Source organism: Treponema bryantii NK4A124 (assembly GCF_000421345.1).
Classification (GTDB): Bacteria; Spirochaetota; Spirochaetia; order Treponematales; family Treponemataceae; genus Treponema_D; species Treponema_D bryantii_B.
Genome location: NZ_ATWV01000006.1, coordinates 132,221 through 151,118, shown reverse-complemented (window position 1 = coordinate 151,118; position 18,898 = coordinate 132,221). Strand labels below are relative to the sequence as shown.

At 41.8% G+C, this 18,898-nt stretch carries 23 protein-coding genes; 7 read left to right on the top strand and 16 right to left on the bottom strand.

Translation table 11 applies throughout. The features are described from left to right. Positions 1–81: 81 nt before the first annotated feature. Complete coding sequence (locus tag G626_RS0107885; protein WP_022932249.1) at positions 82–555, bottom strand: YbaK/EbsC family protein; 474 nt, start codon at positions 553–555, stop codon at positions 82–84. 46 nt (positions 556–601) lie between these two features. Further along, a complete protein-coding gene (locus tag G626_RS0107880) occupies positions 602–1,024 on the bottom strand; it encodes an Rrf2 family transcriptional regulator (RefSeq protein WP_022932248.1) in 423 nt (140 codons plus the stop codon). Between the two features lie 151 nt (positions 1,025–1,175). Here G626_RS0107880 and G626_RS0107875 point away from each other — a divergent pair, with 151 nt between their 5' ends. Genes G626_RS0107875 through G626_RS0107865 form a run of 3 tightly spaced genes read left to right on the top strand, consistent with a single transcriptional unit; the run spans position 1,176 to position 3,358 of the window. After that, positions 1,176–1,634, top strand: coding sequence for a pyridoxamine 5'-phosphate oxidase family protein (locus G626_RS0107875; RefSeq protein WP_022932247.1), 459 nt, complete (start codon positions 1,176–1,178; stop codon positions 1,632–1,634). A gap of 9 nt (positions 1,635–1,643) precedes the next feature. Beyond that, positions 1,644–2,516, top strand: a complete 873-nt coding sequence (locus G626_RS0107870; RefSeq protein ID WP_022932246.1) for an SIR2 family NAD-dependent protein deacylase — start codon at positions 1,644–1,646, stop codon at positions 2,514–2,516. Continuing rightward, positions 2,513–3,358 (top strand): protein-ADP-ribose hydrolase, encoded by an 846-nt coding sequence (locus tag G626_RS0107865; RefSeq protein WP_022932245.1) that lies wholly within the window; start codon positions 2,513–2,515, stop codon positions 3,356–3,358. The genes G626_RS0107870 and G626_RS0107865 overlap by 4 nt, the downstream gene beginning before the upstream one ends. A 153-nt stretch (positions 3,359–3,511) precedes the next feature. Here the strand turns inward: G626_RS0107865 and G626_RS0107860 are convergent, their stop codons facing one another. Continuing rightward, on the bottom strand, positions 3,512–4,132 hold the full coding sequence (locus G626_RS0107860; RefSeq protein WP_022932244.1) for a flavodoxin: 621 nt from the start codon (positions 4,130–4,132) through the stop codon (positions 3,512–3,514). A 9-nt stretch (positions 4,133–4,141) separates the two neighbouring features. Continuing rightward, entirely contained in the window at positions 4,142–4,726 is a 585-nt protein-coding gene (locus G626_RS0107855) for a DapH/DapD/GlmU-related protein (RefSeq protein WP_022932243.1), read from the bottom strand. 133 nt (positions 4,727–4,859) lie between these two features. Between G626_RS0107855 and G626_RS0107850 the strand changes: the two genes are divergently transcribed. Together G626_RS0107850 and G626_RS0107845 are read left to right on the top strand one after the other, a co-directional pair. Next, positions 4,860–5,720 carry a BRO-N domain-containing protein gene (locus G626_RS0107850; RefSeq protein WP_022932242.1) on the top strand — a complete coding sequence of 287 codons (861 nt, stop codon included), beginning with the start codon at positions 4,860–4,862 and terminating at the stop codon, positions 5,718–5,720. A gap of 4 nt (positions 5,721–5,724) precedes the next feature. Continuing rightward, positions 5,725–6,294, top strand: a complete 570-nt coding sequence (locus G626_RS0107845) for a TetR/AcrR family transcriptional regulator (RefSeq protein WP_022932241.1) — start codon at positions 5,725–5,727, stop codon at positions 6,292–6,294. 51 nt (positions 6,295–6,345) lie between these two features. On the opposite strand, the gene G626_RS0107840 is transcribed toward G626_RS0107845, so the two are convergent. The 10 genes from G626_RS0107840 to G626_RS0107795 form a co-directional block, all read right to left on the bottom strand. Next, entirely contained in the window at positions 6,346–8,337 is a 1,992-nt protein-coding gene (locus G626_RS0107840; protein ID WP_022932240.1) for a hypothetical protein, read from the bottom strand. An 88-nt stretch (positions 8,338–8,425) separates the two neighbouring features. Beyond that, entirely contained in the window at positions 8,426–9,172 is a 747-nt protein-coding gene (locus tag G626_RS0107835) for an acyl-ACP thioesterase domain-containing protein (protein WP_022932239.1), read from the bottom strand. A 70-nt stretch (positions 9,173–9,242) separates the two neighbouring features. Continuing rightward, on the bottom strand, positions 9,243–9,596 hold the full coding sequence (locus tag G626_RS0107830; RefSeq protein ID WP_022932238.1) for a putative quinol monooxygenase: 354 nt from the start codon (positions 9,594–9,596) through the stop codon (positions 9,243–9,245). Between the two features lie 18 nt (positions 9,597–9,614). Next, positions 9,615–10,460, bottom strand: a complete 846-nt coding sequence (locus G626_RS0107825; RefSeq protein WP_022932237.1) for a DUF3737 family protein — start codon at positions 10,458–10,460, stop codon at positions 9,615–9,617. A 15-nt stretch (positions 10,461–10,475) separates the two neighbouring features. Further along, on the bottom strand, positions 10,476–11,123 hold the full coding sequence (locus G626_RS0107820; RefSeq protein WP_022932236.1) for a DUF4405 domain-containing protein: 648 nt from the start codon (positions 11,121–11,123) through the stop codon (positions 10,476–10,478). A 20-nt stretch (positions 11,124–11,143) separates the two neighbouring features. Beyond that, positions 11,144–11,695: a flavodoxin gene (locus G626_RS0107815; RefSeq protein WP_022932235.1), complete on the bottom strand. Its 552-nt coding sequence runs from the start codon at positions 11,693–11,695 to the stop codon at positions 11,144–11,146. A gap of 26 nt (positions 11,696–11,721) precedes the next feature. Beyond that, positions 11,722–12,750: a DUF362 domain-containing protein gene (locus G626_RS0107810; protein WP_022932234.1), complete on the bottom strand. Its 1,029-nt coding sequence runs from the start codon at positions 12,748–12,750 to the stop codon at positions 11,722–11,724. A 20-nt stretch (positions 12,751–12,770) separates the two neighbouring features. Next, entirely contained in the window at positions 12,771–13,655 is an 885-nt protein-coding gene (locus tag G626_RS0107805; protein WP_022932233.1) for an aldo/keto reductase, read from the bottom strand. Positions 13,656–13,661: 6 nt separating this feature from the next. Next, the gene (locus G626_RS0107800) at positions 13,662–14,156 is read right to left on the bottom strand and encodes a cyclophilin-like fold protein (RefSeq protein ID WP_022932232.1); all 495 of its coding nucleotides are present in this window, start codon (positions 14,154–14,156) and stop codon (positions 13,662–13,664) included. Between the two features lie 183 nt (positions 14,157–14,339). Then, positions 14,340–15,341 carry an alpha/beta hydrolase gene (locus tag G626_RS0107795; RefSeq protein WP_022932231.1) on the bottom strand — a complete coding sequence of 334 codons (1,002 nt, stop codon included), beginning with the start codon at positions 15,339–15,341 and terminating at the stop codon, positions 14,340–14,342. A gap of 144 nt (positions 15,342–15,485) precedes the next feature. Here G626_RS0107795 and G626_RS0107790 point away from each other — a divergent pair, with 144 nt between their 5' ends. After that, positions 15,486–16,124 (top strand): TetR/AcrR family transcriptional regulator, encoded by a 639-nt coding sequence (locus G626_RS0107790; RefSeq protein WP_022932230.1) that lies wholly within the window; start codon positions 15,486–15,488, stop codon positions 16,122–16,124. A gap of 24 nt (positions 16,125–16,148) precedes the next feature. Here the strand turns inward: G626_RS0107790 and G626_RS0107785 are convergent, their stop codons facing one another. Both G626_RS0107785 and G626_RS0107780 read right to left on the bottom strand, forming a co-directional pair. Continuing rightward, the gene (locus G626_RS0107785) at positions 16,149–16,625 is read right to left on the bottom strand and encodes a pyridoxamine 5'-phosphate oxidase family protein (protein WP_022932229.1); all 477 of its coding nucleotides are present in this window, start codon (positions 16,623–16,625) and stop codon (positions 16,149–16,151) included. A gap of 11 nt (positions 16,626–16,636) precedes the next feature. Then, positions 16,637–17,065: a membrane protein gene (locus G626_RS0107780; RefSeq protein ID WP_027727044.1), complete on the bottom strand. Its 429-nt coding sequence runs from the start codon at positions 17,063–17,065 to the stop codon at positions 16,637–16,639. Between the two features lie 171 nt (positions 17,066–17,236). Between G626_RS0107780 and G626_RS0107775 the strand changes: the two genes are divergently transcribed. Further along, positions 17,237–18,886 carry a flavodoxin family protein gene (locus G626_RS0107775; protein ID WP_022932227.1) on the top strand — a complete coding sequence of 550 codons (1,650 nt, stop codon included), beginning with the start codon at positions 17,237–17,239 and terminating at the stop codon, positions 18,884–18,886. Positions 18,887–18,898 lie beyond the last annotated feature (12 nt).

Genomic DNA, 18,898 nt, shown 5'->3' with positions numbered 1-18,898 from the left:
AGGAATGGATAAGGAGTAAAAAGTGAGATACATCACTTTACCTCGGGGAAAGATTGCAGAGATGTAAAATCTGACTGTTTTTTATTCTTCCCAGCCTTTACAGACATCACACCAGCCGGTGGCGCCTGATACTTCTTCCAGTTCGGATGGAGTTAGTTTTACCGAAGTAAATGAGTTTCCGCCTGCTGGATGAACGTATTCAAATCTCTTCATTGATACATCGAGCCATACGGGGATTTCTTTTGGAACATTGAAAGGGCAGACTCCGCCGGGAGCAAAGCCGGTAATTGCTTCAACCTGGTCTCGCTGAATCATGCTTGGTTTTGTATGAAAGAGAGCTTTGAACTTTGACGAGTTTACACGGCCATCACCAGCCATTACCACGATAACAGGTTTTTCATCCACAATAAATGAGAGCGTCTTTGCAATCTCCGCCTCAGAACAGCCAATCTGCTGTGCTGCGTGTTCTACGCTGTCGATTGTTTCTTTGTGTTCGGTGAGTCTGTCTGCATATCCCTTAGATTTGAGGAAGTCTAAAACTTTTTCATTTATCATATATCTAAATATCCTTGTTTACCTATTATTCAGATAGGGCACTAGATTATAGCTTTCCCATCAAATCCTTAATTGTTGTTTTTTTCAATTCTTCTTCCAAAGCCTTTTGGGCATTATCTAATGGCTGGTCTAGAACTGCATGGATTTTGCTGCCAACGGGACATTTTGGATTAGGATTTACATGAAAATTAAAGACGGACCGTTCGCTTTCCTTTTCTTCGCTTACGGCTTTGTAAACATCCAAAAGGGAAATTTCTTCGGCTTTCTTTGAAAGGGTAGAGCCTCCGACCCCGGCTTTTGTTTCTACAATTTCTGCTGCCTGGAGTTTCCCCAAAATCTTTCTGATAATTACCGGGTTCATTCCGGTGCTTCCTGCAATGAAATCGGAAGTGACCTTGTTATCCTTTTCAAAATAAGCGATGCAGAGAATAGTGTGAATGGCAACGGTAAGGTTTGTGTTTAGTTTCATAATCCTGTCCTTGTTTCAGTATATCAGATTTGTTGTAAAAAATAAAGAACATCACTTGACATTTATAAATTACAACGCTATATTATTCATAGTTGTAAACGATAAATTACAACTAGATAAAAAATCTGGATGATGTTAAAAGGAGCCACGAATGACAGTTACAGAAATTGCAGAATATCTTGATAAAGTAGGCTTACAGTATCTGGCAACAATCGGTTTGGATGGGAAGCCAAAGGTGAGGCCTGTTCAGTACATGGTAGTCCATGATGAAAAGCTGTGGTTCTGCACAAACAGCCAGAAGGATATGTTCAAGGAGCTTTCTGTGAATCCTTATATTGACCTTTGTGGCTCCCGTCTTATGGAGAATGAAATCGATACAGTCTGGATTCGCATGTGTGCAAGGGTTGTCTTTGAAGAAAATCTTACGGTTAAGAAAATGATTATGGAAAAATCTTCCATAGTTCGCCAGCTGTACAAAAATGATGCAAATCATTCCTTGTTCAAGGTTTTCTATCTTTCTGAAATTTCTGGCAGTCTGAACAATCTTGGTCATGTTAAGGGACTTGAAGAGAATAAAGCTTTTTCTAAGCCTGTTGTTTTTAATCTATAGAGGTGGAGAATGGAAAACATCAAATCAATCTTACAAAATGCAGACTCAATTCTCATCGGTGCTGGAGCGGGACTTTCTACTTCTGCAGGCTTTACCTACAGCGGGCCTCGCTTCCAAAAATATTTTGCTGATTTTGAAAAGAAGTACGGCTTTCATGATATGTATTCGGGTGGCTTTTATCCTTACAAAACTCTGGAAGAAAACTGGGCTTACTGGAGCCGACAGATTTATTTGAACCGTTTTGTAAAAGCCCCTTTGCCTGTCTATGAAAAACTCCTGGAGCTTGTTAAGGATAAAAACTATTTTGTCCTTACGACCAATGTGGACCACTGCTTTCAAAAGGCGGGCTTTGATAAATCTCGTCTTTTCTACACTCAGGGTGATTACGGACTCTGGCAGTGCTCAAAACCATGTCACAAGAAAACCTACGACAACCAGCTGTTTGTTGAAAAAATGATTAGGGAACAGGGCTTTGTAATTCAGAGTGACGGTGGCCTTGAACTTCCCAAGTCAGGCTTTAATGAAATCAAAATGACAGTTCCGTCTGAGCTCGTTCCTCACTGTCCTGTTTGCGGTAAGCCCATGACAATGAACCTGCGCTGTGACGATACTTTTGTGGAAGATGAAGGCTGGAATAAGGCAGCTGGCCGTTATGAAGATTTTCTGAATGAAAATAAAGACGGAAAGATTGTTTATCTGGAGCTTGGTGTTGGTGGTAATACTCCGGGGATCATCAAATATCCTTTCTGGAAGATGACCTATGCTAATCCAAAAGCTGTTTATGTCTGCATAAACAAGGGTGAGGCAGAGGTTCCCGGCGAGATTGAAAAACAGAGTATTTGCGTAAATAATGACATTTATGAGGTTTTAAAAAGCTTATGACACAGGCAGAACGCAGACTATATTTAATAACAGAACTTCTCAAAGAAGATAAGGGTAGTGCAGGCTTTAAGCTGGGCCTTGTGCCCGGAAATGAAGGCGGCTTTGTAATTCCTGATGATGAAAAAAGTCAGCGCGATATACTGAGGGCTTTGATGAATATTCGTGGTCCATATTCCATTAGCGAAGACTTTTTGAGAATACAAGATGAATACCTGCAGCAGGTTAATAAAGAGCGGGGGATTACGGATATTGCGGATTTGAAATGTATAAAAGAGATTGTCGGGTCAAGCCCGACAATGACAAGGGGACTTTACCTCTGGCAGGGCGACATCACTACTCTAAAAGTTGATGCAATTGTTAATGCTGCAAACTCTGCCCTGCTTGGCTGCTTTGCGCCCCTTCATATCTGCATCGACAACTGTATCCACACCTATGCAGGTATTCAGCTACGGCTTGCCTGTAACGAGCTGATGCAGAAGCAGGGGCACGAAGAAGGAACCGGACTTTGCAAAATCACTCCGGCCTTTAATCTTCCAAGTCGTTATGTGCTTCATACTGTTGGCCCCATTATTTACACAAGTGTAGGGCCCCGTGAAAAGTTTCTTCTTGCAAACTGCTACAAAAACTGTCTTGAAACTGCGGCACAAAATCAGCTTGAATCGGTCGCTTTCTGCTGCATTTCTACCGGAGTCTTCAGATTCCCTCAGGACCTTGCCGCTCAGATTGCAGTTGAGACAGTCGAACAGTGGCTGGCAGAAAATCCAGATTCCAGCGTGAAGAAGGTTGTCTTCAATGTCTTTGGAAATAAGGATCTGGAGATTTATCAGGGGCTTTTACTTTAGGGCGGGACGTCGATTACAATTCATGATAATAAGGACAGATGTTTTCAAAATGTCCGTCCTTCATTCTAAATCCCTTTGGAATTGTGCCCAGCTGTCGCGAGTCTGTTTTTTCCCGCTCATGTGGGTGAAGGTCAGTTTTTCATACAAGCTTCCTTATTTTCCCAATTTTGCAAGCCAGTCCTGAACAGCTTTTTTAGCGGCACTTCTGTTAGTCTGTGCTACCTTTCCTTGAACGGCGAGGCCCTTTTCTACTGTGGCTCCTTTGCAGGTTGAACGGATGCGGCTTTCTGTTCCGCTAAGTCCGCTTCCTTCGTGTGTGCAGAACGGGATGATTGTTTTTCCCTTCCAGTCGTGGGCTTCGAGGAAGGTGTAAAGCGGCATTGGCATGTCTCCCCACCAGTTTGGATAACCGATGAAGATTGCGTCGTATGCGGTGATGTCGATATCAGCTTTGAGGGCAGGGCGGGCCTTTTTGTTCTGCTCGTCCTTTGCAATCTGAGTCAGGCGGCTGTAGCTGTCGGTCGGATAAGGCTTTTGAGTTTCAAGTTCAAAAAGCTCTGAGCCTGTTTCTTCTGCAATGAACTTTGCGATGATTGAAGTGTTTCCTTCTTTTATAATTCCAACGTTATACTGGTCGCCTGCAAGCGAAAAATAAACTACCAGTGATTTTCCCATTTTAGTCTCCTTTGAGTTTGAAGTTTTGTTTTGTGCGAATAGCGAACCTGCAAGGCAAGCTATTATTCCCAAGCCGATAAGTGTTTTTTTCAGATTCATCTGTCCCTCCTATTCCTTCTGTTCTGAAGGATTGAGCATTTTAATAACTTTTGCAGGCACCCCACCGACTACCGCAAAATCCGGAACATCTTTTGTGACTACAGCTCCTGCTGCAACCACTGCATATTCGCCGATTGTAACGCCGGGACAAACTGTAACGTTCATTCCAAGCCAGACATTCTTTTTGATTGTGACTTTGCCGTAGGTGTATTTTGTGTGACGCTCATTAAAGTCGTGATTGATTGTAGCAATGCGAAGACCAGGCGCAATGCAAACTCCGTCGCCAAACTCTATTCCACCGGATGCCGACAAAATTGCCGAATGATTGATGAAGACATTTTTTCCGAACTTCACACGGTTTCCAAAGTCGCAGATAAAGGGAGTGAGAATGCGAACATCATCCAGCTTGCGGCCAAAAAGTTCTTCAAGATCAGAAACATAACTTTCGTCATCGGGCATCTTTGCATTTGCAATTGCGCAGAGCTTCCTGGCACGCATCATCTCACTGACTGCTTCCTTAAAATACGGCTCGCGAACATCTGTCGGTCCGCCTTTTTCCATAAGTTCATAAACATAGCCTGGGGTGTAGTCCATAGTATCCTCCTTCAAATTACATCTACATTATAAGCGACATGTGTCTATTATCTATGGGCAAGATATGGTATAATGTTGTTTAAACGACAGATGTTGCAAATATGCCTATTAAACAGGTTTTTCCGGAGGAAAGATGGCTGAACAAAAAACACAAATCAGACTTTTTGAAGAACAGAAAGTTCGTACAATATGGAATGCCGAAGAAGAAGAATGGTATTTTTCGGTGGTGGATGTATGTAAAGTACTTGCAGAATCAGCAAGTAAAGACCCTGGAGCATATTGGAGAAAATTAAAGCAGCGTTTAAAGGCAGAAGGTAGTGAGGTCGTGACAAAATGTCACGGACTGAAATTACCGGCTTCTGACGGTAAAAACTACAAAACAGATTGTCTTGATACAGAAGGAGTCTTTCGTCTGATTCAGTCAATTCCTTCTCCAAAAGCAGAACCATTTAAACTCTGGATGGCACAGGTTGCAAAAGAGCGGCTAGATGAAATGCAGGATCCTGAGCAGGGAATCCACAGAGCTTTGGCAGAATACAAGGCATTGGGATATTCTGACAACTGGATAAATCAGCGTCTTAAATCAATTGAAATCCGAAAAGACCTTACCGACGAGTGGAAAAAACACGGGCTTAAAGAAGGCGTTCAATTTGCAACTCTTACTGACATTATCTATAAAGCCTGGGCAGGAAAAACCGCAAAGCAGTACAAAGAATATAAAGGTCTTAAAAAAGAAAACTTACGCGACAACATGACGAATCAGGAACTGGTTCTGAACATGCTTGCAGAAATGGCTACAACTGATATTTCAAAAGCTCGTAATCCAAAGAATTTTACAGAACACGCAGACACAGCCCGCCGAGGTGGAAATATCGCAAAAGAAGCCCGTGAAAAACTAGAATTGGAAACAGGCAAGAAAATTGTATCTCCACTAAATGCAAAAGATTATTTTGAGCAGCAGCAGATTGAAGACAAAGAAGATAAAACGGAGTAGAACTATGTCAGAAGAAAAACTCGATCCGCGCATTATCCGCACAAAGGAAGCGATTCAGACGGTTTTTAAGCAGATGGTCTGTGAACTGCCTTATGAAAAAATTACAGTAAAGGCAATTACCGAGGCGGCCAGAATCAACCGCAATACTTTTTATCTCCATTATAATTGCGTGGACGATGTGCTTGCGGAGATTCAGGCTAAGCATTCCAGCGAATACAGCGCGATTGTTTCGGGAATTGATCAGCTCAAGGAAACCGGAAAACTTGTGCGGGCCTTTTTTGAATACATGGAAGCTCAGGATGATTTTTTCAAACGCATTACCTGCGACAGCCGTTTTGACTATATCCGCGAAAGAATGCAGAACCGGGTTACAAAACAGGCAGCGGAATCTCGTCCGCTTAAAGGTCTGGACCAGAGCGTGCGCAACATCCTTTTGACTTTTAATAACTGCGTAGTTCTGCTTTACCGCCAGTGGGTTGCCGACGGCCGTAAGATTCCTATGGAAGAAATGATTGAGCTTGCAACGACACTTCTGGAAAAAGGGATGAAGGGATACACTAAATGCAGAAAATAAGCTCAATCTTGATGACAGCGTGAAAAAATAAGAGAAAGAGCCTTTCAACTGCTAAAGCTGCTTATACAGTAACCCTTCCAGTACGCTGCTGCTTGCCCATGGCATTAAAGCAAACCAGGTTGAAGAAGGATTTCCGTCTTTATATTTTTCGACAACGAGGCCCTGGCTGTAACAAAAGCGTTCCGACATCCAGCCTTTTTTGCCGTAATCAAATTCTCCGTCAAAATGATTATATGTCTGACAGCCCCATAAAATTGTATCTTGCATACGATTCTTGATATATTCAATTGTGCGGGAATCTTTTTTTGAATGCTCAATAAAGTAAGCCATCTCACTAACAATTGATGAGGACATAGGATGAATATGAGGATTACACACTGAAGTAATGCTGCCACCACAGGAACTCCACTTGAGTTTACTCAGAGGCGGAACTTCGATACGCCCGTTATAACAGAACTTGTAAGAGAACTCCTGATACAAGGCCATTTCCATATAATCAAGATAAAGTTGATTTTCTGTAAGCTGATGCAAAAGTTTTGCTGCCCTTATAAAAGCAAGTACACCTTCGTTATCCGGAGCCTTGTCTGTATCAAGTGGGCTTCCATAGCATTCAAGCTTTGCAATAAAAGTCTCGTAATAATGGGTTAGAGATTTTTCAAAGAGAGGAAGATTCTTTGTTTCATTTGTAATCAAGGCAAAGAGAATGCTTGCGGCCAGTGCCCATGAGCTTCCAAGAGAATCATATTCAATACCAGTTCCATCAGTCTCGGAGTAAACAAAAGGATATTCACCCACACGGTTAATCTCTCGTTCAAGAGCATGAACTACAGTTTTAGAGAAGGTGAGCCAGTCATCGTGAATCCTTCCATTTTCTTTTTCAAATTGGTAAGCCTTCAAAAGATAATAAGTAAACTGACCGTCGAGATAAGCCGAGTGTCCTCCGCTGTGCATTCCGCCATACCACCAGCCGTGACAGGTCCAGTTTTGTCCGTCGAAAGTTTCATACGGAAGCGACGAAGCTTTGTTCAGGGAGTTATCAACAATATTTTGAATACATTCAAGAGCTTGTTCCCTCATTTTCTGATTATTTAGACGAGCAGAGGCAACAAGCTGCGGGTAGGCAACAACAATTCCATTGGTCCAGGAAATAGAAGGAATTACATTATAAGAAAAACTTTCCTTGCCCTTCTGATCAAATCCGGCTTCTCTTACAAAACCCGAATAACATTTTTGAGAAGGAATCCAAGCATAATCGCAGACCGCCAGTGATAAATCTTTTATTGCTTCTTCCATGGATGCCGATTGGCGTGGAGCTTCGTGATATGCCTCATAAACATTTCTGATAACCTTGTGAATATCTGTTACCGAAGCCGCATCAAAATCATAAACATAAAAGATTTGTGTAATTTTTTGATTTGTCTGCAAAGTAAAATAGTTTTTCGAAGTTTGTCTTGGAAGAATTGTATGTGACTGAATAAAAAGCCAGGGTGCATTTTCATAACCGAAGGTATAGCCGACAGTTTGCCTTTTGGAATTACAGGTAAAGCCGCCATACTGTACAAAATCTTTTTCGCAATAATATGGAGAAGTGTGAAAGCCACGAATCTTTGGAGAGTTTCCATTTATGTATATCAAGGCACATGGGTGAGAAAGTCTGTCTCCCCTTACCATATAAAATGAAGAAATCGGACAATCAGAATCTGAAGGATTTGTGAAAGCAGAATTAAGCCGGGGAAATTTACAGTCTACTTTCCAGGGCTTGTCTCCTCTGTTTGAACCGTACATAAAACCCGGAAGATAAAAATCAGCTTTACCGTCTGACTCAATTTCAAGGCGCATTATTCCTTCGAAAACTTTTCCACTGGTATTTTGAATGCTTACTTCAATTTTATAAGGAGAAGCTGATGAGCCGTTTCCTCCGAGAATCTTTTCCTGATAGTTCAAACCGTAGACTTCAGGGGAATCATAAATATCAGATTTTTCTTCAACTAATTCGCGATGTCGTTTTTTTGAAACTGCAGATAATTTAAAAAACTCAACCATGATATAATGGTAATATTAAAACAGTTTAAAAAAAAGAATAAATCTATACAAATATTTCCATTTGTTATGAAAGACGATTCATCTCAAATCATTTTGCGAATTTCACACAGCATTCAAAAACACAGCGTTCACTTTCTTTGATGTGAATATAGACTTTGCCCGGGACTTCTGCATCTTCTTTTTTGTAAACTCTAAGAATCTGTCCCTCTTTGCTTTCTCCTGTATAGTGAACTTCGAGATCTGTAATTTCATGTGACTGAAGAAAATCATCCGAGAATACGCACAGGGCAAGTTTGATATATTCTATATTATTCATGTGGTGTGACATATCAATCTGTGATGAACGAATCTGCTGTTCAAATACAAATTCATTGTCAGAAAAATCAGATGGAAAACGTTCAAAAGGTTCTTCAAAAACTGCCTGAGGAAAATTTTCTTTCGGATATGGAAGATTTGTGATTTTAAGCGGGCGATGATTTTCCAGACTTAAAACACAGGCTTCCTGATTTGCAACAAGAAGAGTTTTGCCTTCTTTATCAAGAAACTGTGTATTAACATGAGTACGCATTCCAAGGTTATCAATAGGGAATGTTCGGGCTTTAATGATTTCCCGCCAGTCTGGACGACGTTCAAAATGAACTTTTGTCTTTGTGAATACCCAGAAGGCATTGAACTTTTCGCGGTAAATTACACCGTCACAGTCCATTGCATTAAAACTCTCAGTAAGATTATCCTGTACAAGTAAAACAGACTGAGCTACTCCCATCCGAACAGATGAATCAATAAATGCAGAAGAAATTTCCCGCTCAGTTTCAAAAATCAAGTTATTATTCATAGCTGATATAATAGTATTTTTTTGAAATATCGGGAAGGGAAAGTTTGCTCTAATGAGAGTTTTTTATTTTTTACTTTCTGATAAAAGCTTTATCCTGCTCAGGAATTTTATCATCAGAAACAAAGCGTTCAATTGTCATATGAAGGTCATATTTTTCGCGAAGCTCTGCAATTGTTTTCATCATTGGTGTTGCATGGTGCAAATCAATTGCTTGCTGATTTTCCCAGGAGTCGATTAAGAGGATGGTTTCACTGGTGTCATCGCCGCCGGCTGTTTCTTCTCCAAAAGGCAGATAGTATTCATAGCGAAGATTTCCTTTCTCTGCACGAATTTTTTCGACGGTTCCACTTGAAATCATTTCGCGTGCAAAGGCCTGAGCCGCACCCTTTTTTCCTGTATAACGAAGATTTACTGTAATTGCCATTCTACTTCTCCTGTTTCTTTATTGTCTGCAGATAATCTGCGTTTTTGATTTGTCGCAGATTTCTTCTTCCAGAATTATCTGTCCGATAGAGTCTGCCGTGATTTTTCCTGCAAGAGGATTTTTTATACTGTCGATTTTTCCGCTGACTTCTACATCTATGGTGCTGCGTTCGAAAGAAAGATCGCACTTTTCCATTGTACAGTTTTTGAGCACGAGATTTTTGCAGTAGCAGAAAGGCTGAGTTCCAATAATGCGGCAGTTTATAAGAGTGAGATTTTCTGAATACCAGCCCAGGTATTCGCTTTTTACAATGCTGTTTTTAACGGTGACATTTTTTGTGTGCCAGAAGGCATCTTTTGTATTCAGCTCTGAATTTGTAATTTCGATGTTTTCATCATACTGAAAGGAATATTTTCCCTTCATTTTTAAGCCGGTAATTTTTGCATCGCGGATTTCAAAAAAGGGATATTCAGATTCTTCGATTGTGACATTTTCAATTGTCAGTTTTTGACTTTTCCAGGCAAACTCTGGAGAATTAACGCTGCAGTTTTTAAGGCTGATATTTTCACATTCACGAATTGCCTTAATTCCGCCGAGTCTGCTGTTTTCAATCAAAATATCTTTATCATACCAGAGGGCAGCCCGGCAGTTTTCTGTAAAGTTTGAGTCAGTGATTTTTGCTTTTTCTACATGCCAGAAAGGATAACGGAGATTCATAAAGCAGCCGGTCACATCGATGTTACGGCATTCCTTAAAAGCGGATTCACCGTCAGCGGGACCATCAAAGCGGCAGTTTTTTACAGTAAGGTCCTTAAGGCCGTACAAAGCTCTTTCTTCATCAAAAGTCTGATTTTCGATAATCACAAAAATACCTCTGAATTACAGTTTACCTTTTTTCAAACTCTTTGCCAAAAGGTGCGAGAGTGTAGCAAACAAAATGATAATAGAAATATAATCGATTGCAAAAAGAATGTAGCCGCGGTCCAGATCAAAGAAGAAAAACTGCTGCTGCAAAATAAGATATTTCCACACTCCGCGGGCGATAAAAGCATAAATGCCGTAAGCGCAGACCAGGGCAAGAATAATACGCGGAATGATTTTTGCCGTAACATTCTGAAAGAGCCGCCCCATATGCAGTCCGATGTGCAGCGACATAAAAAGATAATACCAGTGACTGGCAAGCAGATGCGTAATGCGGGCAAAGCCAAGGCCACCCTGAATGTTCAAAAAGGTGAAGATGTGATTTGAAAGGATGATTCCGCTTATCATCAAAAAGATTGTGCAAATCAAAATACAGCAATTGATGATGGTTTGCATTACGCGGTATGGGTTATATTTTCCTTTGAAGATTGCACCGTACCAGCGGCGGTTTAGTGCGATGTGAACGCCCCATAAGACAAAAAGACCTACGCCTAAGATTTCGTGAATAAGGTCTGCCGGGAATAAATAGTTTCCGCCCATGAGAATGATGGAGAGGATGGTCATAGTAATGTCGATAGTCATTCTTAAGCGCTGGGGTTTTGTCATAAGTTTGCTCCTATTTTTTTCTATTTCAACAAGCCTTCGATATATTTCTTAACGTCTGCAGCAGAGCCGCGGGTAAAATCTTTTCCGCCCTTGAAGTCTACGCTCTTTGCAAACTTAGACAAATCTGTGCCGCTGCGACCAAGACCGCTGCCACCACTGGTACAAAGAGTAATCATTTTTTTGCCCGACCAGTTCTGGCTTTCTACAAAGGTGTATACAATTTTTGGGGCATAAGCCCACCAGATAGGGTAACAAACCACAACTGTGTCGTAGCCTGAGATGTCAAACGCGGTGGTTGAGCTTGTCGAAACCACGGCCTTAATTGCAGGACGGCTTTTCGGGTCGTTGCATTCAATCGAAGAAAGTGATTTTTTGTCGTGCCAGTCTAAGTCAGCGTCGGTATATTTATGCACCGGCTGGATTTCAAAAATATCAGCTCCCATTTCTTTAGCGGCATTTTTTGCCATGCGCTCTGTTGTTCCTGTGGCGCTGAAGTAAACGAATGCTGTTTTTGCCGAAAGACCTGTCATAATAAAGCCTCCGAGTAAAAGTATAAGAATAAGTTTTTTCATTTTGTTTCTCCTGAATATATTTTTAGTTATTTGATTTCTACCAGGCGGTAATTTCTGCTGCCAAATCCGATTTTTTCTGCATGTTCAAGTGTGTGGATTCCGTTTCTGCTTTCGATGCGTTCAATTAAACTGCCAGAGTCTTTTGCTTTGTAGACCAGATCTACGCAGGCTTGGTCTAAAGCTACCGGGTCCAAGCTTGCAAGAATTCCGATGTCGTGCATGTCTGGCTCTGCAGGATTTGAATCGCAGTCGCAGTCTACAGAAAGTCGGTTCATCACATTTACGCAGACAATGCCTTTTCCGTCTTGCATGTAATCGCAGACTGATTTTGCTGCCTCTGCCATTGATTCAAGGAATTCATCCTGAGGACAGCTGGTCCATCTTGTAACACTACGGCCTGCAGAGTGAATGTTGAGCTTTCCGGATTTCTTGCAGCTCATTCCTGAAGCAAATCCAATTGAAAGATTTTTGATTGCCCCACCAAAGCCACCCATTGAGTGACCTTTGAAGTGAGAAAGAATCAGATAGGTGTCGTAATCCTTAAAATGAGTTCCAACATAATTTTCCTTGAGACGTACACCACCTTTTACAGGGATTGTCATGTAGCCCTCTGCGTCCTGCAGGTCAAAGCCGTTTGCAACATCCAGAAAACCGTGGTCACGGGCTATTTTCATGTGATCAATGTTGTTGCTTCTGTTTCCGCCATAAGCAGTGTTGCATTCTACAATGGTCGCATTCAATTCATCCTTTACAAGATTTTTGATGAGGGCAGGACGGAGGTAATTTGAATTTTCGCTTTCGCCAGTGCTCACTTTTACACCTGTTTTGCCGCTGGTCTTGTAGCCGGTTGCCTGATAAACTTTTACCAGAGATTCCGGGCTGATGTCGCGGATAAAGTAAACGACTGGAACTGATTTGTCGCTGGCGTCGGTTGAGCTCGTCGAAACCTCGTGTGTTTTGTAGCTTGCAGCTTTTGGATTGTCCTTTGCAAATACTGTGTTAGCTGTAAAAAAGAGCAAAATTGCTGCTATAAAAAGTGATGGTATTTTCTTCATGCATTTTCTCCTAAAATTTATTACCAGTTTTCATAACGTCGCCCTGTATCGAGTGCGTTTAGTTTTTTCATTTCATTCTCAGTAAGTTCAAAATCCCAGACATCAAAGTTCTCTGCAATGTGTGCCGGGTTTGAACTTCCGGGGATTGCGATGTAGCCCGACTGCAGGTGCCAGCGGACGATGATTTGAGCAGCCGACTTGCCGTGGGCCCGAGCGATTTCCAGCACGGTCCCATTTTGCAGATGCTCTTTTGTGTGGCCGCGACCGCCGAATGGATAATAGCTTTCTATATAGATTCCTTTTTTTGCAGCCCAGTCACGCAAAGAATTATTCTGATACTTCAGATGGTTTTCGTTTTGAATGACTGCTGGTGGGATTTCAAAGTCCTTTATGAAATGCGAAACAGTTTTTTCGGTGTAAAAATTTGAGATTCCGATGGAACGGATTTTTCCGTCTTTAACTGCACGAATCATAGCTTTGTAAACTGCATCATCACCCGAAGCCGAGCCGTGCTGATGAAGCAGACAAAGATCAATGTAAGAAAGACCAAGCTGTTTGAGTGAGTCGTCAATATCACGATCCGGATTGTTTGACCAGGGAACGAGTTTTGTAGTTATAAAGATTTCTTCCCGCTTACAGATTCCGTCTTTTATAGCACGACGAATTGCGTTTCCAACTTCGCTCTCGTTGCCATAATATTTTGCAGTATCAATCAAACGGTAGCCAGATTTGAGCGCGGCATAAACGGCATTTTCACAAGTCTCGCCTGTAAGCGTCCAGGTGCCCAAACCGAGAGTAGGCATTTCATATCCAGAGTTTAGTTTTACAGTTTGGTTTTCTTTTGCTGCTATTAAGTCTGTCATAAGCAATACCGCAAAAATCAGAAATAGTTTTTTCAAAAGCATTTCCTTCTATTCCATTACAGAAAAGACAGCAGTCACATCGCCTTTGCCCAGAATCTTTTTGAGCTCGGCCTGAGTAATACTGGTGGTTGAGCCTGTCGAAACCACTTTTCCAAGGCGGGTAAAGTTCCAGCTATTAGTGTCATAGTAAATCGTAATCTGATTTCCTTGATACAAAATGATGTCGCCGGCAGTGGTAGTAATCTGGGTGTCGTTGCGTGGAAGCTTTGTTCCAAGCGGGCCAACTTTTTCAAAGCTGCCGTAATCGTGCATATCAACTGTAAGCGGACCTTTTTTCAAAAGTTCGTAAAAGGCTGTTGCAGAAGAATTGTCGGCTAGGGTAGCGGTAAGTTTATGATTACCACTGTCGCTTGTAATTTGAATTGAGATTTTCATATCAGAAAGTTCTCCTTTGTCAGATGATTTTATTCCCCTGCTGCCATTAGCGCAGGCCGTAGAAGCAAGAAGAAAAACAGAAATTAAAAACGCAAGTACTCTTTTCATGTTCAGATACTCCTTTTGTTTATGCTTTTGCGTTAGGGATTGTAGGGGCGGCGAAGCCGTTCCGTAGTGACGGTGGTTGAGCCTGTCGAAACCACCAGAACGCAGGAATGGAGCCGAAAGGCGGAACCCCGCAAAGCCCGACCTGCTGACAACTTGTTGGCAGCAGGGAACGCCCAAAATATCCTACTTCAAATACTTTGCAAAAAAATCCGCAAGTTTATCAAAAGGAATTGCATTGTTTTTACCGCCATCATACAAATCGGTGTGACTTGCACCAGGAATAATTACCAGCTCCTTGTTGGCTCCGCTAAGACGCTTAAAGGCATCTTCGCCAAAATAGCGGGAGTGGGCCTTTTCGCCATGAAGAACCATAACAGCACTTTGGATTTCTTCAGCATAAGCCAAGAGTTTTGTATTCAAAAGAGAAGTTGCAGCAGTAACATTCCAGCCGCCATTTGAATTGAGACTTCGCTCGTGATAACCTCGTGGAGTTTTGTAGTAGTCGTAATAATCCTTTACAAAATAGGGAGCGTCTTCGGGAAGTGGATCTACAACTCCGCCGCCAAGCTTATAAGTACCGCCAGCCTGAACTGCTTTAAAATCTTCGATGCGCTGTGCCATAAGAGCCTTGCGGGCTTCGTGTCTGGCTTCTGCATTATTTGCGCTGTCAAAATATCCGTTGGCAGTAACACGGCTCATATCGTACATTGTACTTGCAACAGTTGCTTTAATTCGTGTGTCGATTGCTGCTGTATTAATTGCCATTCCACCCCAGCCACAAATTCCTATGATGCCGATTTTTTCCGGGTCGATGTTTTCGCGGGTTGAAAGAAAATCTACTGCCGCCATAAAATCTTCGGTGTTGATGTCGGGACTGTTCATGTAACGAGGTTCACCGCCAGATTCTCCTGTGTAGCTTGGGTCAAAGGCCAGGGCGATGTAACCGCGGGAAGCCATCTGGTTTGCGTAGAAGCCGGAGGACTGTTCTTTTACCGCACCAAAAGGTCCGGAGATTGCCAGGGCAGGATTTCCTGCAGATGCAGCATTCTCTGGGCTGTAGAGGTCTCCTGCCAGTTCAATTCCAAAATGATTGCGGAAGGTTACGGTTGTCCGTTTTACTCCCTGGGCTAATTCAAAAGTGTAATGTTCATTTGTTCTGTCTATTTTTGCGAGATTTGGATTCATAATATTCTCCTTGTGTCCTTAGTAACGTTGTGTCACTTAACTAAAGTGTATGGTATAATCGGTGACTTGTCAACACTAAAATGTGTTTTTAGTGACAAAAAGTTGCTTATTGCAAAAAATTGTTTACTGTGTTATTCTCTAGGTATGGCAGAATATATCCGCGCAAGAAGCGACGAACACAAAGAAGAAAGACTTTCTCAAATAAAAGAGGCAACTGCAGAACTCTTTGCAACTTGCCCTTACTCTGAAATTACGCTTACTACTATAGCTGAAAAACTTGGCTGGTCTCGTGCCAACCTCTATAAATACGTTACAACAAAAGAAGAAATCTTTCTGGAAATCTCCGCAGAAAAAATGGCTACCTATTACAATGCATTGCTTTCGGCTTTTCCAGATGGCAACAATTTTACGCCTGACGTGATTACTGAAGTATGGGCTGGAATTGTAAATGCAAATCAGGATTATATGCGCTATGTTTCCTATCTTAATCCGGTGATTGAAACAAATGTAACGGTAGAGCGTCTTGCTATTTTCAAAAAGAAATATTATGACCTGGCCTATGCCTTCCGCGATAGACTTGCACAAATGCTGGGCACCTCTCAGGATGCTGCTTACAAAATCCAGCTGGACATATTGTTTTATGCTTCATCGAATGCAGTCTGCTGCTACAAAAATCCTCTTGTTCAGGAAGCCCTCAAACAAATCAACATCACTCCGCCGCCAATGGACTTTTACAAGGACATGAAGGACTTTATTAAAATGCGGCTTGAGTGGAAAGACTAAAATCGAAACTGTGAAATCTGCTCCTTACGACTCATTTACAAGCTTGCCTGTCATGTGCTCAATTTCAAGTTCCAGGCACTGAACACGGGGAAGGGCATTTCTGAGTTCTTTTTCAAGATATTCCTGGTCGTCTGTAAACTTCTGAACCAGCTTTGTGCAGATCTTGCGGGCCAGTTCCGGGTCTGTCACTAGGCGGATTTTTCCAAAGACGATTACACTGTTGATGTTTAAAGCCCATTCGCCTTCCTTGCGGTAGCCTGAATCATAAATACAGAAGCTTGCCTTGTCATAATTTTTGATGGCATCGATTTTATGGCCTTCCTTTGCGCCATGAAAATAAATCTTGTTGTCTTCTTCGCTATAGAAGTGGGAGAGTGGAAGTCCATAAGGATATCCGTCATCACCCAGGAGTGAAAGAACTCCGCGTTTTTCGTTTTTCAAAATCTCTTTGCATTCGCTATCCGCAATCTGTTGCTTAAATCTTCTCATTGGTCTGAACATATAATCACCTTTTACTTTCTATTAATAAAATACAATCCCACAAGGCATATTGCAACACCCAGGACCTTGCTCCAGCTGATTACTTCGTGATAGCCGATAAGGCCTACAACAATAAGTACGATAGCAAGAATTGCGTTTGTCGTAACAGAAAGCGTATTTACTTTCCAGCCGGCCTTGTAGGCAAAAATAAAGCCCACTTCAAGGCCGGTAATCACAATTCCAAGAACTATTGTAGCCCAGTTTGTGTGGGAAAATTCTTTGAGGATATTTCCACCTTTGGAGGTGACAAAGAATGCAAGAGCCGAAAAGAACGTTGCTACAGCATAAGTGATTGTCATGCTTGCATAGGTGTTCATCTGCTCAGGAATTCCCTTTGCGCAAATCTGATAAAGTGTGTTTGAAAAAATAATGATTAAAAGCGGCCAGATGTAATTGAACATGGCTTGATTATAGCGGAAATGGGGGAGACTGTCAGTTGCAAATTTCACCCCTACATAATCCACTCTTACCCCATCAAAAATGCATCTTACCAAAAGCTCTCTTGTGCTCAGAATCATCTGCCCTTATTATGAAAGCATAAACTAAATGCAGCAGAAAAGGAGACAGCTGATATGAAAATACTTTTGATAAACGGAAGCCCAAAAGGCAAGAAGAGTAATTCCCTCAGACTGGCAGCGAGTTTTGTAGAAGGCGTAAAGTCAAAGGCAGAAGGAAGGGGAGACCTGGTCACTGTAGATGAAGTTGAAGTTGCTTCATTAAAAATCTCTGCCTGCCGCGGCTGCTTTGCCTGCTGGAAAAATACTCCGGGCCACTGCTGCATTAAAGATGATATGGCTTCAATCATTGAAAAAGAAATTGAAGCTGATTTAGTTGTATGGAGCTTTCCTCTTTATTATTTTAATGTTCCTGGCATTCTGAAAAATCTTATAGACCGTCAGCTGCCTATGAGTCTGCCTTTTATGAGTGAAAATACAAACGAAACTGGAAGTGGCGGGCACGATGTCAGATATGATATGAAAAATATCCATCATGTTTTGATTTCTACCTGCGGCTTTTATTCGGCAAAAGGAAATTATGATTCTGTAACAAATATGTTCGATCACTTTTTGGGCAAGGGAAATTACCAGACAATTTTCTGTGGTCAGGGAGAACTCTTTAGAGTAGATGAACTTTCTGACAGAATTAATCAGTATCTGGAAATTGTGAAGAAAGCCGGTTCTGAATATGCTGATGGAAAAATCTCTGAGCAGGTTTTAAATCAGCTGAGAACTTTGCTTTATCCTAAAGAAGTTTTTGAAAAGCTTGCAGATGCTGACTGGGGAATCAACAAAGAGACCGGTGAAAAAGAAGCGCAGGATCTTACCTTTACTCGTCAGATGGCAGCCCTCTATAACAAAAATTCTTTTAAGGGTAAAAACCGGGTTCTTGAAATGTGTTATACCGACACAGGTCACACCTATCAGATTCTTCTTACAAAAGACGGTAGCCAGCTTTTTACAGACGGAAGCCTAAAGGTAACAACAAGAGTTGAAACTCCTTTTGAGGTATGGGCGGCAATTTCTCGTGGAGAAATGGAAGGTGCTGAAGCCCTGGGGAAAAAGCTTTATTCCGTAACCGGTGATTTTTCTTTGATGATGGACTGGGATAAAATATTTGGTAGCGATGCAGTTGGAAGCGGGGAAGCTTTTGATGATGAAGGCGCTGGTTCAGGAAAAGCAGGCCTGAAAAATCCTACTATGACAAGCATGCTGCTTCCATGGATTTCCTTCTGGGTAGCAGTTGCAATAAATCCGCTGGTTGGCTCAATTGCTGCAATGGCAGTTTGTGCACTTGTTCCATTTATAATGAGAAAGCATAAGCTGATTATCTGGGATCAGCTTTCGGTTGCGGCCGTTGCACTTTTATCTGCAGCTGCGCATTTTACTGGCAAGGGAGAAGTGGCAACAAATGCGGGCTATCTGATTTTTGGACTTTTCTGGCTTGCATCTTGTTTTACAAAGGAGCCTCTATGTGCCTCTTATGTAAAGTACAACTATGGCGGAAGCAAGGCCGACAAGAATCCACTCTTTATGAATGCTAATTATATTCTGGCTGCCTGCTGGGGATGTCTTTATATTTTTACTGCAATCTGGACCTTCTTCTTAAGAAGAGCAGGCTTTGGAAATATTCTTCTTGTAGTAAACAATCTGGTGCCTCTTGCAATGGGACTTTTTACCGGCTGGTTTGTAAAATGGTATCCGGCATGGAAGGCAAGGGGGTAGTCTGGTCTGCTT

Bases quoted from the DNA above. Each gene is read 5' to 3' on its own strand.
- G626_RS0107780 (WP_027727044.1), bottom strand. From the start codon at position 17,065: ATGTTCAATTACATCTGGCCGCTTTTAATCATTATTTTTTCAAACACA.
- G626_RS0107860 (WP_022932244.1), bottom strand. From the start codon at position 4,132: ATGAATCTGAAAAAAACACTTATCGGCTTGGGAATAATAGCTTGCCTT.
- G626_RS0107845 (WP_022932241.1), top strand. From the start codon at position 5,725: ATGTCAGAAGAAAAACTCGATCCGCGCATTATCCGCACAAAGGAAGCG.
- G626_RS0107785 (WP_022932229.1), bottom strand. From the start codon at position 16,625: ATGTTCAGACCAATGAGAAGATTTAAGCAACAGATTGCGGATAGCGAA.
- G626_RS0107820 (WP_022932236.1), bottom strand. From the start codon at position 11,123: ATGACAAAACCCCAGCGCTTAAGAATGACTATCGACATTACTATGACC.
- G626_RS0107840 (WP_022932240.1), bottom strand. From the start codon at position 8,337: ATGGTTGAGTTTTTTAAATTATCTGCAGTTTCAAAAAAACGACATCGC.
- G626_RS0107800 (WP_022932232.1), bottom strand. From the start codon at position 14,156: ATGAAAAGAGTACTTGCGTTTTTAATTTCTGTTTTTCTTCTTGCTTCT.
- G626_RS0107880 (WP_022932248.1), bottom strand. From the start codon at position 1,024: ATGAAACTAAACACAAACCTTACCGTTGCCATTCACACTATTCTCTGC.
- G626_RS0107885 (WP_022932249.1), bottom strand. From the start codon at position 555: ATGATAAATGAAAAAGTTTTAGACTTCCTCAAATCTAAGGGATATGCA.
- G626_RS0107805 (WP_022932233.1), bottom strand. From the start codon at position 13,655: ATGCTTTTGAAAAAACTATTTCTGATTTTTGCGGTATTGCTTATGACA.
- G626_RS0107855 (WP_022932243.1), bottom strand. From the start codon at position 4,726: ATGGACTACACCCCAGGCTATGTTTATGAACTTATGGAAAAAGGCGGA.
- G626_RS0107870 (WP_022932246.1), top strand. From the start codon at position 1,644: ATGGAAAACATCAAATCAATCTTACAAAATGCAGACTCAATTCTCATC.
- G626_RS0107865 (WP_022932245.1), top strand. From the start codon at position 2,513: ATGACACAGGCAGAACGCAGACTATATTTAATAACAGAACTTCTCAAA.
- G626_RS0107775 (WP_022932227.1), top strand. From the start codon at position 17,237: ATGAAAATACTTTTGATAAACGGAAGCCCAAAAGGCAAGAAGAGTAAT.
- G626_RS0107810 (WP_022932234.1), bottom strand. From the start codon at position 12,750: ATGAAGAAAATACCATCACTTTTTATAGCAGCAATTTTGCTCTTTTTT.
- G626_RS0107850 (WP_022932242.1), top strand. From the start codon at position 4,860: ATGGCTGAACAAAAAACACAAATCAGACTTTTTGAAGAACAGAAAGTT.
- G626_RS0107875 (WP_022932247.1), top strand. From the start codon at position 1,176: ATGACAGTTACAGAAATTGCAGAATATCTTGATAAAGTAGGCTTACAG.
- G626_RS0107835 (WP_022932239.1), bottom strand. From the start codon at position 9,172: ATGAATAATAACTTGATTTTTGAAACTGAGCGGGAAATTTCTTCTGCA.
- G626_RS0107790 (WP_022932230.1), top strand. From the start codon at position 15,486: ATGGCAGAATATATCCGCGCAAGAAGCGACGAACACAAAGAAGAAAGA.
- G626_RS0107815 (WP_022932235.1), bottom strand. From the start codon at position 11,695: ATGAAAAAACTTATTCTTATACTTTTACTCGGAGGCTTTATTATGACA.
- G626_RS0107830 (WP_022932238.1), bottom strand. From the start codon at position 9,596: ATGGCAATTACAGTAAATCTTCGTTATACAGGAAAAAAGGGTGCGGCT.
- G626_RS0107795 (WP_022932231.1), bottom strand. From the start codon at position 15,341: ATGAATCCAAATCTCGCAAAAATAGACAGAACAAATGAACATTACACT.